General features: G+C 45.3%; 15 protein-coding genes. 8 read left to right on the top strand and 7 right to left on the bottom strand.

Annotated features, from left to right (window positions below):
• Positions 1-181: 181 nt before the first annotated feature.
• The 3 genes from MY523_RS01825 to MY523_RS01815 form a co-directional block, all read right to left on the bottom strand.
• Complete coding sequence (locus tag MY523_RS01825; protein ID WP_250657107.1) at positions 182-925, bottom strand: DUF3313 domain-containing protein; 744 nt, start codon at positions 923-925, stop codon at positions 182-184.
• Positions 926-1,236: 311 nt separating this feature from the next.
• Complete coding sequence (gene bamJ / locus MY523_RS01820) at positions 1,237-1,689, bottom strand: BamJ family beta-barrel-assembly machinery protein (protein WP_370301511.1); 453 nt, start codon at positions 1,687-1,689, stop codon at positions 1,237-1,239.
• Positions 1,690-1,843: 154 nt separating this feature from the next.
• Positions 1,844-2,437, bottom strand: coding sequence for a DUF1439 domain-containing protein (locus MY523_RS01815; RefSeq protein ID WP_250657105.1), 594 nt, complete (start codon positions 2,435-2,437; stop codon positions 1,844-1,846).
• Positions 2,438-2,637: 200 nt separating this feature from the next.
• Here MY523_RS01815 and MY523_RS01810 point away from each other — a divergent pair, with 200 nt between their 5' ends.
• The 3 genes from MY523_RS01810 (at position 2,638) to trmA (ending at position 5,038) form a co-directional block, all read left to right on the top strand.
• Positions 2,638-3,024, top strand: a complete 387-nt coding sequence (locus MY523_RS01810) for a hypothetical protein (RefSeq protein WP_250657104.1) — start codon at positions 2,638-2,640, stop codon at positions 3,022-3,024.
• A gap of 129 nt (positions 3,025-3,153) precedes the next feature.
• Entirely contained in the window at positions 3,154-3,873 is a 720-nt protein-coding gene (locus MY523_RS01805) for a nitroreductase (protein ID WP_250657103.1), read from the top strand.
• 67 nt (positions 3,874-3,940) lie between these two features.
• Positions 3,941-5,038: a tRNA (uridine(54)-C5)-methyltransferase TrmA gene (gene trmA, locus MY523_RS01800; protein WP_250657102.1), complete on the top strand. Its 1,098-nt coding sequence runs from the start codon at positions 3,941-3,943 to the stop codon at positions 5,036-5,038.
• A 42-nt stretch (positions 5,039-5,080) separates the two neighbouring features.
• Here the strand turns inward: trmA and MY523_RS01795 are convergent, their stop codons facing one another.
• Together MY523_RS01795 and MY523_RS01790 are read right to left on the bottom strand one after the other, a co-directional pair.
• Entirely contained in the window at positions 5,081-5,464 is a 384-nt protein-coding gene (locus tag MY523_RS01795; RefSeq protein ID WP_250657101.1) for a hypothetical protein, read from the bottom strand.
• A 232-nt stretch (positions 5,465-5,696) separates the two neighbouring features.
• Positions 5,697-7,232, bottom strand: coding sequence for a fatty acyl-CoA reductase (locus MY523_RS01790; protein WP_250657100.1), 1,536 nt, complete (start codon positions 7,230-7,232; stop codon positions 5,697-5,699).
• Between the two features lie 243 nt (positions 7,233-7,475).
• On the opposite strand from MY523_RS01790, the gene MY523_RS01785 reads away from it, so the two are divergent.
• Entirely contained in the window at positions 7,476-7,976 is a 501-nt protein-coding gene (locus MY523_RS01785; RefSeq protein ID WP_250657099.1) for an MOSC domain-containing protein, read from the top strand.
• Between the two features lie 204 nt (positions 7,977-8,180).
• Here MY523_RS01785 and MY523_RS01780 read toward each other — a convergent pair whose 3' ends face one another.
• The gene (locus tag MY523_RS01780; protein WP_250657098.1) at positions 8,181-8,408 is read right to left on the bottom strand and encodes a hypothetical protein; all 228 of its coding nucleotides are present in this window, start codon (positions 8,406-8,408) and stop codon (positions 8,181-8,183) included.
• Between MY523_RS01780 and MY523_RS01775 the strand changes: the two genes are divergently transcribed.
• The 3 genes from MY523_RS01775 (at position 8,317) to MY523_RS01765 (ending at position 11,412) form a co-directional block, all read left to right on the top strand.
• Complete coding sequence (locus tag MY523_RS01775) at positions 8,317-9,393, top strand: PAAR domain-containing protein (protein WP_250658755.1); 1,077 nt, start codon at positions 8,317-8,319, stop codon at positions 9,391-9,393. The genes MY523_RS01780 and MY523_RS01775 overlap by 92 nt on opposite strands.
• A complete protein-coding gene (locus MY523_RS01770; protein WP_250657097.1) occupies positions 9,393-10,256 on the top strand; it encodes an Imm49 family immunity protein in 864 nt (287 codons plus the stop codon). The genes MY523_RS01775 and MY523_RS01770 overlap by 1 nt, the downstream gene beginning before the upstream one ends.
• A 292-nt stretch (positions 10,257-10,548) precedes the next feature.
• Entirely contained in the window at positions 10,549-11,412 is an 864-nt protein-coding gene (locus MY523_RS01765) for an Imm49 family immunity protein (RefSeq protein WP_250657096.1), read from the top strand.
• Between the two features lie 810 nt (positions 11,413-12,222).
• Here MY523_RS01765 and MY523_RS01760 read toward each other — a convergent pair.
• Positions 12,223-12,585: a Fis family transcriptional regulator gene (locus MY523_RS01760; RefSeq protein WP_250657095.1), complete on the bottom strand. Its 363-nt coding sequence runs from the start codon at positions 12,583-12,585 to the stop codon at positions 12,223-12,225.
• 491 nt (positions 12,586-13,076) lie between these two features.
• On the opposite strand from MY523_RS01760, the gene MY523_RS01755 reads away from it, so the two are divergent.
• Positions 13,077-13,907, top strand: a complete 831-nt coding sequence (locus tag MY523_RS01755; protein ID WP_250657094.1) for a substrate-binding periplasmic protein — start codon at positions 13,077-13,079, stop codon at positions 13,905-13,907.
• The last annotated feature ends 4 nt before the right edge of the window (positions 13,908-13,911 follow it).

Below are 13,911 nucleotides of genomic sequence, written 5' to 3'. Positions count from 1 at the left end.
CAGGTCTTATCAATTCTTTAATTTAGCATGATGCTCGACTTTTCCATCAGGCTGTAGCCTTGTATGCAGTGAGGAACGAACGGAATCAAGGATTTCTTCACGGAGCTTGAGATACCAGTGAGAATAGTCGAGATTTAGCAGTATAGGGTCAGCCTTTTTTTGGTCGCAAACCTTTTTAACGTTACTCTGCAGAAACCAATTCATCAACCTGCGGCGACTGGCTAACTACATAGCGTTCCTCTGCTGCCTGTTTCAAAGCAGAGACCTGCTGCTCTACCCACTGATCAATAGATCGAGTCAGCTTATTTAACGAAACGACTTCCCACTCGTTCTCAAGCCTCTCATGCCCAACCATGCCAACCAGCGTTTTAGCAACAACTTTATCACTCTCTGCATCCGAGAATTCGGCTTCAACAAACAGCAGAATATCTTCATCCCTGATACCGATAAGCTTAGTCACCCCTGTAAATGCCATGGCGGTTGGCCAGTATTCATAAAACCGTAAAGGCTCATCGCGAGTTTCCAGCCCTGTGATGGCGACCTTAGCTCTCAAGGTACGTCCGGTCATCCGATTCGACACCCGATAATAGGTTTCCAGCTTACGGGTTAGCACGTCGGTCATATACGACCTTATAGCCGTCATCGTATCATGGGTGATTTGAAGGTTTTGTTTGATGCCGGGGTCCAGTTTGATCGGGTCGACAATCATTGTTTTGTACGATCTGAGGTCTGCGCCGGGCGCAATCCATGCTTTCGAAGCAATAAACTCCCGTTCTTCAACGTCAACTGTATCTAGAGGCTCATAGTCGCTCATAAAGCCTGAGTAAGGACGGTCTACTCCAGGTGCTTTTGGCGTAAACATTTCACAAGCCGTCAGCGCCGAAAGCATCACCAGCAAGAGGGGTAATCTAATACAGTTGATCATCTATAAACCTTTATAATTATTATTTTCTGTTTTTAACGCGATGCTCTGCTTATTCTGGAATATTCAAAACACGCCATACATAACCTTGCATGAGAGGCTACAGGCTGATGGAAACGTTGAGAATGCGTATTATCTTTCGTGCAAGCTGTAATAGCCCTGACTCTATATAGCACGACTTCTGTGAAGCACTTATTGACTAGAGCAACAACATATTAAAAGATCAAAGAAACGAACACTGAGACGCACAGCTCTTTTTGTAAAGATTAGCGCTGTCAGATTGCATCGACCACTTAAGCTAAATAAGCCAATACTTAGTGAATCGCGATAAGTTTAACTTCAAAGATCAATACTGAACCTGGGCCAATCAAGCCTGCACCGCGATCACCATAAGCCAAATTACTGGGAATAAAAAACCGCGTTTTTTCACCTTCAACCATAAGTTGCAGGCCTTCAGTCCACCCTTTAATAACCTGGTTGAGCCCAAATTCTATCGGCTGGCCACGGGCAATTGAGCTATCAAATACAGAGCCATCTATCAACGTGCCATGGTAATGCACCTTAACACGATCAGTTGCGCGCGGATTAACCGTTCCGGAGCCCTCGCTCAGAATTTGGTATTGCAGCCCGGAGCTGGTTGTTTTAACACCTTCTTTTTGAGCATTTTCTGCCAGGAAGGCAGCCCCCTTGGCCTTGTTTTCCGCGGCAACACGCTTGTTAGCGTATGAACGTCGTACCAAAAAAACGGCTAATAACGTTACGACAATGGCAATAATAATTTGAGCCAAAATGCCTTCCTGTCAGTATCTTTATATTAATAAAAAAAGGGGCGCCCACTACTTGATAAAAAACGGAGCACCCACAATCTGATAAAAAACAGAGTACCCACTATCTGATAAAAAACAGAGTACCCACTACTCGCTAAAACAGGACTTCAATACCGGACGCCTTAACTTTAATATCACTTAGTGTTGGTGTCATTGTGCTCCCCGTCAATTTTTTAATGTCGAGTAGCACGATCACGGGCAAATCCTGACCGACCAGCTGAGTCACCTGCTTTGCCAACTCTTGATTCGCCCCTGATGATTGATCCTGCCAATCCAGGCTGGCTATGCTGGGTTTCACCAGCTGTAGCTGCTGAGCTTTATTATCGAACCGAATCCCCCCTTTGACCAGTGCTTTAGCCTTGGCTGTCTGCCCACTGGCTTCATCTTTGAGTGAGATGTTCAGTGTAATCCCCACTTGCTGTGACTGCTCATAAAAATGAGGTTTTGGGTTGGACAGTTTTATGTAGCTCTCTCCCATGCGGGTTTCATAGGGAAATGTGAGCGCCAGCATGCTATTAATCTGTGACTCGCCAATCATAAAACCAAACGCCCAACAGGCCGTAGCGATAAACGAGGCCAATACAAACGCGGAAACGCTTGATAGTTTTGAGGCCATAATTCTCTTCAGCTGAAGGGTGTACTTTGTTTTCATAAATCCCTTTGGCCGCATTAGCGGATTAAAAGACATAACGGCTCCTTGTGATGTAAATAATTCGTTTGACTGATATTCTACCAATGCATTGAGGCTATCGCCTAGCCTGAAACAAACGGGCTCTGCGTGTTATGGACAACACGGTTATGCTTTACCACTATACTCTATACCATAATACGCTGAATCATAACGGCCTGAAACCCGTTGTTATCGCTTTAGGGCAAATAGGAGCATAAGTGATGGAGTACTTTGAAATAAGACACGCCAAACCGGAAAGTCTGGTGCAAAAGTCATCAATACAGTGGTTTGGCAATCACTTCCCGGGAGAGGAAGCGCAGATTATCCGCGCATTAGAAACTGTATTTGATATATCGGTGTTAGCTAAAAGCCCACCTAACAATAGCGTTTATGAGGCGACATATCGCGCCATTGAAAAAAACGGTGTCAGCGAATTTACAATAGCCGCTCAATGGTTTGATGACTTCAATGGCTTTATCCTATCCATCGAAGACAAAGCGTTAAACGATGAGAAATTCGATATTTTAGTGCGAACACTCACCAATAGCGGCCATTTCGTAGAGACGACCATGGAACAGTATTCCGCCAAACATCCCGAGTGGTAGTCAACGACCTTTGGTTCAGGATAAACTGTCATCTGGGCTTAACCTGATATCACGCGATGCCCGACTTTTCCTGAACCGTTCAAACCACTCCCTATTTACCATAAAACAATCACAACATTTGGAACACGCATGGATTTTTCGGAAGTATTAAAAAAACGTAGAAGCATTAGAGCGTTTTCAGATCAACCTGTTGATCAGGCAACGCTGGATGAGATTTTGCTCGATGCGCTGGAATCGCCTTCAAGCTCAAATACTCAACCCTATAAGTTGGCAGTAGCGACAGGGGAAACCTGTAAAGCACTGGGGGATGAGCTGCTGTTGAAATACCACAAGTCTAACAAAATCCAGAAACAGCCTCTTCCGCTCAAACTGATCTCAGCAATAACCAGTGATGCACTGCCAGACAGTGACTTCAAACCCATGCTTGGAAAATATCCATCTATCTTTCAAGAACGACGTGTATCTACCGGCATGGGACTTTATGAAGTATTGGGGATTGAGCGTAAAGACAAAAAAGCCCGTGACGAACAGATGGCAAGAAACTTTACATTCTTCGATGCCCCGGTAGCGATCTTTCTATTTGTTCACCCCGGCATGCAACATACGGCACTGCTCGATGCAGGCATTTTGATGCAATCGTTGATGCTTTCCGCCACCAACAAAGGGCTGGGAACCTGTGCTCAAGGCGCACTGGGCATTTGGCGCTCCCCTATCGATAAGCACTTTGATATTCCAAAAGGCTATAAATTAGTCTGTGGACTGGCGCTGGGGTATCCTGAAGACAATAAGGTCAACGAATACAAACCCAAGAAGATAGATCTGAACGAGTTATTAATCCCAAAAAAATAGTGCGGTTGAAACATCTAAATTGGCGTATAATTATGCGCCTATTTACTCTACCTGTTGTAAGCACTAAATGAATACTATCGACACCAGCCAGTACCCGGAACTCCTTAAAAGCAAAACAGAGCAGATCAACGAGCGATTTGCTGAATTCGACGTCCCCGAACTCGAAGTTTTCGCCAGTAAACCGAGCCACTTTCGGTTACGTGCCGAGTTCCGTATCTGGCATACGGGAGATCGCTGCCATTACGCAATGACCGAAAAGGGAAATAACAAAAACATCTATGAAGTCACCGACTTTCCCATCGCCTCAGCGCTTATCAACAGCCTAATGCCCGCCCTGTTAGCGGAGATAAATAACACTCAAGCGCTCAAGCACAGACTTTTCCAAGCCGAATTCTTAACCACACTCAGTGGTGATGCGCTTATTACGCTTATCTATCATCGCCAACTTGATGAACAGTGGAAAACACTGGCCCTTGCGCTTCAGGAAAAACTCGGCGTATCCATCATCGGACGCGCCAGAAAGCAGAAAGTCGTTCTGGACAGAGACTTTGTTATTGAAGAATTTGATATTAATGGCAAGCACTACAAGTACAAACAAATAGAAGGCGGTTTCACTCAACCCAATGGTGAGATGAATAAGACCATGCTGGCCTGGGCGCAGTCATGCTCAGAGCAGACAACCCCTGATAAAGATACCGATTTGGTTGAGTTATACTGCGGCAATGGTAATTTTTCCATTGCGCTTGCAGGGCACTATCGCAACATACTGGCGACCGAGATATCCAAAACATCGGTCAACGCCGCTCAATACAATATTCAGGAAAACAACATAAACAACCTCATCATCGCCCGACTTTCCAGTGAAGAGTTTGTACAAGCGCTTCAGGGCGAAAGAGAATTCAGGCGTTTGGAAGGGATAGACCTATCAGGCTATCAATTTGAATCGGTTCTTGTTGACCCTCCCAGAGCAGGGCTGGATGACGAATCGGTAAAACAGGTTCAGTGCTATAACAATATTATTTATATCTCCTGCAACCCTGAAACACTTAGCAACAACCTCGAAGTTTTGACGAAAACGCACGATATAAAACGCTTTGCCCTGTTTGATCAGTTTCCCTATACCCACCATACCGAATGTGGCGTTTTACTGACAAGAAAACCTTAACTCTAGTTTTGACAGTTGGTGAAGAAGCATCAGCCTCATAAGTCACCGCAATGACTCTTCTTTAGGTGGTCGATGGCGATGTTTCTTGGCCATCTGTTCAAACTTTTTCAATTGACTGTCATTTAATACCGGCTCAAGCAATTGCATTGTTTCGTTATGAAGGGCATCCATATCAGCCTTTTCAAGCGCCCGGGTGTTATAATGCTTGTCGCGAACAGTCATTCTTTTCTCATGCTGTTGTTTCATGATGTCTAAAAACTCTGTTCGCTGCTGTTCCGATAACTCAAGCAGCTCAACCAAATGCTCAGGCCCCTTCTTGCGTTCAGGCTTTAATGTATCAGCATGGCCAAATTGTGAATGCACAAAAAGTGTAATCAACAGAAATATGCTTAAGAAAAGTGTGTTTAACCCGATGAGTTGCTTCATAGCCTATCCCCTTTTTTCTTTGAGTTGTTAATGCGTAAGGTTAACGATCAAATATGGAAGAAATATGGACTAAATGAGGAGCTAATTAATAGGGAAGAGAATATCTGAAGAAAAACCGCAACCAGCAACAATAAAAACCTACCGCACATAGAAAAGCCGGTCAGATCTACATCATAACCGGCTTCTATCTTTTACTAATCTCCAAGCGCTAAGCACCAACTTTTTATCAGGGCTAAGCAGCTGATTTCAAAGCCTGCTGTTTAGCTTGCTGGCGCCTCTGCTGGATAACTGCACGGTCTTCCAGTGCATATTTCTGAAGGCCTGCAAAGTGCACATCACGAATATAATGCCTCCAGTCGATCAGCGTAGCATCAACCGGAAATAGCATTTTGTCCTCTTTACCAAACTCTTCAATTAAGCGAATCATTTTATGGTTATTAAATACGACGTTCATATCGCCATAAAACGCATAAATCTTTGACAGCGTTTTTACCACCTGAATATTATCAAGGGCTTTCGTTGAAGGTTTAAGGCCGAGCCATTTTTTGGCTTTGTAAAGCGCTTTAGTCTGAAGTTCAACCAAGCTGATCGCCTTCTGAAAGATAGACTTATTCAAAACATTAAACGACTTCTCTGGCTTGGCATAAAACAACCGGTCGTATTTCGCGTAGTTTGTCTTCCCTTCTTCAACAACATAATCAATTAACGTCTGCACGGTAATGGGATTTGCATGCCCACTACAACATTGGTAAATACGGCTGGCACCAGGGTCTTTAAATGACTTGGCGATGCTGTAAAGAATACTGTTTGAAACAAAATCAGCAGGTACAATATCCATCAAACTATCTTTTCTGCCCGGGAAAAAGCTCACCTTTTGCCGCGCATAAGCCATGATCATTGCATCAGCCACTTTAACCCCTTCAATCCACCCGCCTACAGGCTCTTGATATGTACTTTCGATAATCGAAGGCCGAAGAATGGTCAGTGTTTTGCCATCTAACTTGTGCAATACGAGCTGCTCTGCCATCCACTTGGTAAACGTATAGGTATCATTCCAGCCATACAGATTAGCCGTTCGAGCCCCGAGCTCAACCAGCTCCTCCGTTAACGTTGAAGGGTCACAATTTGCTGCTTTGGTTTCCTCAATGAGGGATTGAAACTCCGTAATCAGGGACTCTACGTCGTAATAACCGTCACTATGTTGCGCAATGCTCTTACCTGTCGGCCCAACAATGCTTTCTCCCATTTGCCCTTCATTAAACCCGTTCACATAGCAGGTAGAAACGTGCACCAGTGGCGCATTTCCAGCGGCTTCTGAAAATTTAATAATATTGAACAAGCTAAGAGTGTTAATTGACAGCGCTTGATCCAGAGCTTCTCGAAAGTTAACACTGGCGGCAGAGTTAACGATTATATCAACCTGCTGTGACAGCTCTTTCCATGTATGCGAGTCAAGACCGAAATTTTCCTCGGTTATTTCACCTGTTATGCATGTTACTTTTTCAGCCAGTATTTTTTCCAACGCCTCTGGGTTTTGTTCCCGAAGCGAATCAAAAATAGAGGCTGATGCAATTTCATGCTTAAAGCGTTCTTCAGCGCTAGAGTATTTACCGCTACCTCGAATTAATAAGGTAATACCTGCAACATCGGGGATCTCCCGTATAATTTTTTCCAGCAGCACCTTACCCAGAAAGCCTGTACAGCCCGTGATAAGAAGGCGCTTGTTTGCAAGTTGTTGCTTGATCACAGAGTTATTTTTATTGTCCATAGCAGTAAACCATTTAATAGCGGAATTCACACCAGCAACAGATCACAACTGGTATCTCGACTGAGTGTGCTTCATGCTAACAGGTTCGGCAATTTTGGCCGTGACCCACTGCACAATACGTTTTTTGCGTGCAAACCGTCTCAGATATTTAACCACTTGTTCAAGCACCACCGCTAGAATTCCTACCCTGATAGACGCTCCTGACCTATAGTCTCTGTAGATTACCCAGTATGGAATACGCTCATGAAAAGCCAACGACAGTTATTTGGCCGTCTTATAAAAGATATAAAACCTGGCACATTAACATGGATAGGTTTGCGCCCTGAACGAAAAGCCCCCATGCGAGCAGTGGATGGTGTGATGGCGCTCAAAGATTTGGGGCTAGAGGGTGATCACCGTTGCACTAAAACACCGGGATCAGCCCGACAGGTAACCATCATATCGGAAGAGTATATTCACCTGATTGCACACTTTATGGGAAGGCAGCACCTTGCGCCTGACTTGCTTCGTCGAAACCTCGTTACCCAAAACATTAACCTTACAGCACTGCGCCATCAGCAATTTTCTATAGGCGACGCCATTTTCGAAGCCACCGCACTATGCCACCCCTGTTCGCGAATGGAGCAAGCACTTGGCAGAGGGGCCATCGCCGCAATGCTTGGCCATGGCGGCCTATGCGCCAAAATACTGAAGAGTGGGCAGATTCAACTCGGTGATGCGGTAGAAATAATACCAAACACCTAACGTCGCGCAGGTATGAAAAGTGCGAATATGCTCAATACTCCACTTTTCCACCAGGCTGTAGTCTTGCACGTAGTGAGGAACGAATGAGATCTGACTGTGGCGCGACAAGGCTCATACGCCGTTAGTGCCCCTGCCTTGACATTTGACTTACATTGCTGAGTTTATATAATCCCGTTTCCAGTGTTTCAGGAAGAAGCATTATCGTCAGATAAAACAAAGGATGTTTTTATGACCACAAAACCCGCCGCCCGCTTGGGCGACATGCACCAGTGCCCCCCTTGTCGATGGCAAAACCCGCCATAAGGGAGGCCCCACTGCCACCGGCTCATCAAACGTTTTCATTAATGGCCAACCTGCCGCTCGCGTAGGCGATACGGCTGTTTGCAATGGCCCGCCAGATACCATTGTCCAAGGTTCTTCAACCGTATTCATTAACGGCATGCCCGCCGCGACCATGGGGAGCGTAACCGCCCACGGTGGTATTGTTATCGGCGGTTCCGGTGATGTTTTTATTGGCGATGTCACGCCAGTGGAACCCTCACCTGCAGCTGAAGCGTCCTTTATTGATACACTGGTTGGCGGGGCCAAGGAGCTGCTTAACCAGTTTCTCAGAGAGAATGCGGCAATTCACGCGGAGTGGATGGCTGGCAGCGGCATTATTCAATATCAGGATCAGGCCACAGGCGAAATACTAAGCGCTGACGAAGTCGCTTATCGCTATAAAGCCGAAGGCCGGGATATGATTCCGCTCAGCAATGAAACAGAGCAGGCAGCAGCAAAGAGCCTGCGCAACCTGCCGCAAACACCGGCGGTTGTATCTGCCATTACGGCGCTGGGTAGCCGGGGCAAATCACTGCTACGCAAGCCCGACCAAATAATACAGGATATTGAGCAAGCCTTGCTAAACAGTCGCTCCAGCAGCGAGGCGCTGGGCAAAGTAGGAATGGAGCAAGCCAAAAAACGTCAGGGTATCACCACAGACTCGCGTTATATTGACCGCTACCATGGGCCAGACGACCTGGCGCTGGACAAAAGCGGTAAGCTGGTTGAAATAGAAGCCAAAGGGAACAATAAAGACAGCCTGACAGTTGCTAAAAATACCAATTTGGAAAGGCAAAGCTCGGAAAAGAAAAATAAACGCAGAGCTAAACTAATGACCAAACAAAAGCATAAAAAGGTCAATCAGCCATCCAATAGACAGGGTGGCCCTTACACAGAGGCTGAGCTGGAGCTCTGGGAAAGCGTTCGGCTTAAGGACGGTCAAAAGCGTCATTTGTCGACCCATACCAATACAGAGACCGGGCGGGTACGAGTGCTGGAGCGTGACTCAGAAGGTGATATTATCGATACTCTGGATGATTTTAATATCGAGAACTTTGACAAGGTCAAACAACTGGTAATGGAGGCGTTTAAATAATGAAAAAAGCAGATCAGGAAGATATTGATTATTGGATAGAGATGAGCTTGAAAACTATTCGGCAGTCTGAGGATGATTACAAAACCGGGTGGTATAAAGATCAGGACATCCCCATGCAAAGTGTTTATTCTGGCACGGCTATGGATTATGCCGGTTTAGGCCGCGCCCGTTTTCTAAATGGCGAACCGCCGGAAAGATTCAGACATGAATTTTCAGCCGCTGGCAAGTGTATGCTTAAATGCTTCAAAATGGCTTATGACGTCACAGGCCCGGATTACGTCGGTGATAAACCCAAACCCCCAAAAGCACCCAGTGCAGGTTACGGCCAAGTGGACTGGTCTGAGGTCATGGAGACTAATGCCATTGACGGTTTTAACTACGCCTTAATGGGAGCCGACTTTGAGACCGCCAGAGAGTTGGCCTACTGGTATCAAGACAGAAAAGATGGCAAAAAAATGGATGCTGTGGTCAACCGGTATACTTATGCCTATAAATATGCCTTGTTGAATGAGCTGGAAAAAGGCCGGTTATTACTGGAAAAAACACTTGAAGAGTATGCCGCCAAACCACCTAAAACAACGGCGGATATGAATTACTTTACCCTCAGCATGACCCTGTACGGCATACTGAAACGCGATGAAGCCCTGTTTAATGAAGGCCTGGCATTACAACTGAAGTTTTATAAAAAGTCATACATCCCCGCCGAAGATTTATGGGGGTCACCTTATGAGTTTATCTGCGACCATGCCGTTGCCCTCTCCAATCTGGCGCTTGATGCAGGGTTACGGGTCACTGTAGAGCATGACCTTTTACCGAAGGGGTTGTTAATCGGTGGGCTGAACAGGCCGCCAGAAGAATGTTAAGTCTTTTGAGGGCTTTGTCTGCGGTTTACAAGCGCGACAAGACGGCTTGGTGATACCAGAAAATTGACCGGTGGAAAAATAGAGCATTAACGTGCTCTATTTTTCGTTGTAGCATCGGCAATGGCTACTCCATCAAAAGGGACAACCACCTGTCGACTCATACCAATACAGAGACCGGGCGGGTACGAGTATTGGAGCGGGACTCAAGAGGTGATGTCATAGACACTCTAGATGATTTTAATATCGAGAACTTTGACAAGGTCAAACAACTGATGATGGAGGCATTTAAACAGTGAAAAAAGCAGATCAGGAAGATATCGATTATTGGATTGCTCAAAATACAAGAATACTTAGGAAAAGAGCCGAAAATATTAACAGCGACTGGTACCAGCAAGAAGATTTGCCGGTGCATAGTGCCTATGCCGGCGCGGCCATGGATTATGCGGACTTAGGCCGTGCCCGTTTTCTAAATGGCGAACCGCCAGAAAGATTCCGGGCTGAGTTTTCAGCCGCTGGCAAGTGTATGCTTAAATGCTTCAAAATGGCTTATGACGTCACAGACCCGGATTACGTCGGCGATAAACCCAAACCCCCAAAAGCACCCAGCGCAGGGTATGGACAGGTAAACTGGTCTGCGGTAATGGAAACCAATGCCATTGACGGTTTTAACTACGCCTTAATGGGGGCCGACTTTGAGACAGCCAGAGAGTTAGCCTACTGGTATCAGGACAGTAAAGATGGCAAAAAAATGGATGCAGTGGTCAACCTGTACACCTATGCCTACAAATATGCCTTGCTGAATGAGCTGCAAAAAGGCCAGCTATTGTTAGAGAAAACCCTTCAGGAATATGCCGAAAAGCCCCCAAAAACCGGGGGGGATATGCACTACTTTACCCTTAGCATGACCTTGTACGGTATATTGAAGCGGGATGAAGCCCTGTTTAATGAAGGCCTGGCACTACAGTTAGCATTCTACAAAAAATCACACATACCCGCAGAGGATTTATGGGGAACAGCAGAAGAGTTTATCTGCGACTATGCCGTTGCCCTCTCCAATCTGGCGCTTGATGCAGGGTTACGGGTCACTGTTGAGCACGACCTTTTACCGAAAGGGCTGTTAATCGGTGGGCTGAACAAACCACAGAAAGAAGGCTAACGCAGTACTGCGCGCTTTTTCCACCAAACTGTAGCCTTGTATGCAGTGAGGAACGACTGGAATCAAGGTTTCCTCATCAGTGCTTGAAATACCACTGAGGATAATCAAGGTTCAGTGAATGACCTTGATTCCAGTCGTACCTCCTTTCATGCAAGGCTACATGTGGCGCATTTTGCATGCCGCAGAAAACACGAATTATTTACTTTACGCCCAAAATACGCCCTACGGACGATTACACTACGCCCCCCTTCTCCTTAATATAAACTCATCTTTTCAAAGAGTGAAACGACATAAACCTTCAGGCCGTTTATCTCGTTTTACTCGAAGATTTCCAATCAGGGCCCTCCCTACAGTGTTAGCCCTATCGTATAGCGATACATGATTAACGTTCGGCGTCATGTGTCGCTTTTTTTTGCTTTAAATTCAGTCTCGCATACTCAACTCACTTAGCTGGACTCTGTATAAGCCCCTGAAAAATACCGATCCCGCGCTGCTTTTTCTCGTTAGCTGTCATTAATGGGTAATATTTAAACACTTGTTCGAACCCCTTATAAACAGTGGCTTAGGGAAGAGTGTAAAGAAGATATTAAGAATGTTATCCACAGATTGTGTGAATAGTGTGAGTGAAAATCCAGGCGTGCCTCCAACAACTCAGCCCTTGATTCATTACAATACTACCTGGCTATCAACCCGCATACAGACCCATCATACGCTAAAAAGCTGCAAGCCACACTGGAGCAGATCAAAGCTGATGGCACTTATGATCAATTACGTCTTAAGTATCTTCATTAGCGGTATTCAGTGAGTTCACTAACAAATGCGTTTTGAACGAGTGGCAAGCCGCTCTTTCCAATTCCCGCTGTGCTCTCTTTCACACGCCTCTTCAGTGTCAAAACAAATTTGCTTTTGTACATGTTTAAACTTAACACCTACTTTGAGCAAATGGCCCTGTATCAGTTTTCTAAAATAAATATCCTGCTCATTTTCATAAGCGGCATCAAGCGCATCACTCGTATCAAAAACGCACGTCACCACAAGACTTCCGGGAAAACAATCATACGACGCGGTATGCGTCAACCACTTAAAACCCTCAACATTTTCCAGTGCGGTATCACAGGCAGTGGTCAGTGCTTTTCTTACATTGTTGTCTATTTTTTTGTCGGTTCTGCGCATTAAATATGCAACCTTTAATCAGTCTAAACGAGGCCTGAATTATAGAGCGTTGAAGGATTGAAGGAAACGCTGTCACAGATGTGTAATTATTAAACACTTGTTTGAAAGCCTTTACACAAAAGGGCTAACGCACTGTTTCAAGAAGTTACTCAGAATGTTATCCACAGTTTGTGTGCATAAGGTACCGACGATATGGAGTGCTTGCTGCTAACCTGGGATAAATGTAAATTACTATTAAAAATATCCACTTATGTGGAAAATACTAATGAAATAGGCAATACTCAACCCAACGATAATAATTAACTCTTAAAGAGACCTTTGCACGACGTTACGAGCGAAATAAAGACAAGGCAAAAAATGAAGAAAAAGCGCAGTTTATGAGTAATAAGTCCCGGTCGACCCAGGAGAGCGCACCATTTTGAGTCATTTTCTAACGCTGTATTTGTAAGCGCAGTAGTCGTGCAAAGGTCTCTTAAAAGCTAAGCACTCATATGATGAACCAGGCCAGCTTAAGGACAATTCGAAGATTTATAACCCTTTCGCTAATTACGGCCATACTTTTATACACCTCTTTCGCTTATGCCAACGCCCGCTCATCTTGGGAGAAAGATGTTTACAGTCCAGCTCAAAGCAAGCCTGGTTATACTGAGACAATTACTGTTTCGACTGGTGAATGGGCCCCCTTTATATCCGAAAAAAAAATAGGTTATGGCCCAATATCAATGGTTGTCTCTGAGGCTTTTGCATTAAGCGGGGTAAAGGTGAAGTATCGTTTTTTTCCATGGAAGCGGGCAATGCAGGAGCTAAGATCCAAACGAGTTGTGGCAAGTTCTGCATGGCGGGCAACCGACGAGCGTCAGCAGGAGTTTCTGTTTAGTGATGGGGTTTACGATAACCAAAATGTTTTCTTTCACCTCAAAAGTACGCCGTTTGACTGGAATAAGCTAAGCGACCTTAAGCGTTACTATGTAGGCGCTGCCTTAGGGTATGCCTATAGCGAAGAATTTGAAAAAGCAGAAGAAAGAGGCGACTTTGATGTGTTCCGCGTTAACAAAGAAAAATCCCTTGTTGAAATGCTACTCACCCAACGCATTGACGTATTTCCCGCCAATCGCGAAGTGGGATTACAGTTGATTCGCCAGCAAGCGCCGGAAGCCTTTGACCAGTTTGCAATACACCCTAAACCAATATCTATTAACCCTCTGCGCCTGATATTTAACCAAGACAAAAAAGGGGCCGCACTGCTGAAAAAGTTTAACGCTGGTTTGCAGCGAATAAAGCAGTCTGGTCGGTATGCTGAAATATATGGCTCAGGGTCGTAAGCAG

Source organism: Alkalimarinus coralli, from assembly GCF_023650515.1.
In the GTDB taxonomy this organism is placed as follows: Bacteria; Pseudomonadota; Gammaproteobacteria; order Pseudomonadales; family Oleiphilaceae; genus Alkalimarinus; species Alkalimarinus coralli.
The sequence above is the reverse complement of the archived record's forward strand: the minus strand, read 5'-3'. Positions and strand labels throughout refer to the sequence as shown.

Bases quoted from the DNA above. Each gene is read 5' to 3' on its own strand.
- MY523_RS01795 (WP_250657101.1), bottom strand. From the start codon at position 5,464: ATGAAGCAACTCATCGGGTTAAACACACTTTTCTTAAGCATATTTCTG.
- MY523_RS01785 (WP_250657099.1), top strand. From the start codon at position 7,476: ATGAAAAGCCAACGACAGTTATTTGGCCGTCTTATAAAAGATATAAAA.
- trmA (WP_250657102.1), top strand. From the start codon at position 3,941: ATGAATACTATCGACACCAGCCAGTACCCGGAACTCCTTAAAAGCAAA.
- MY523_RS01760 (WP_250657095.1), bottom strand. From the start codon at position 12,585: ATGCGCAGAACCGACAAAAAAATAGACAACAATGTAAGAAAAGCACTG.
- MY523_RS01780 (WP_250657098.1), bottom strand. From the start codon at position 8,408: ATGAATACGGTTGAAGAACCTTGGACAATGGTATCTGGCGGGCCATTG.
- MY523_RS01815 (WP_250657105.1), bottom strand. From the start codon at position 2,437: ATGTCTTTTAATCCGCTAATGCGGCCAAAGGGATTTATGAAAACAAAG.
- MY523_RS01755 (WP_250657094.1), top strand. From the start codon at position 13,077: ATGATGAACCAGGCCAGCTTAAGGACAATTCGAAGATTTATAACCCTT.
- MY523_RS01805 (WP_250657103.1), top strand. From the start codon at position 3,154: ATGGATTTTTCGGAAGTATTAAAAAAACGTAGAAGCATTAGAGCGTTT.
- MY523_RS01790 (WP_250657100.1), bottom strand. From the start codon at position 7,232: ATGGACAATAAAAATAACTCTGTGATCAAGCAACAACTTGCAAACAAG.
- MY523_RS01825 (WP_250657107.1), bottom strand. From the start codon at position 925: ATGATCAACTGTATTAGATTACCCCTCTTGCTGGTGATGCTTTCGGCG.
- MY523_RS01770 (WP_250657097.1), top strand. From the start codon at position 9,393: ATGAAAAAAGCAGATCAGGAAGATATTGATTATTGGATAGAGATGAGC.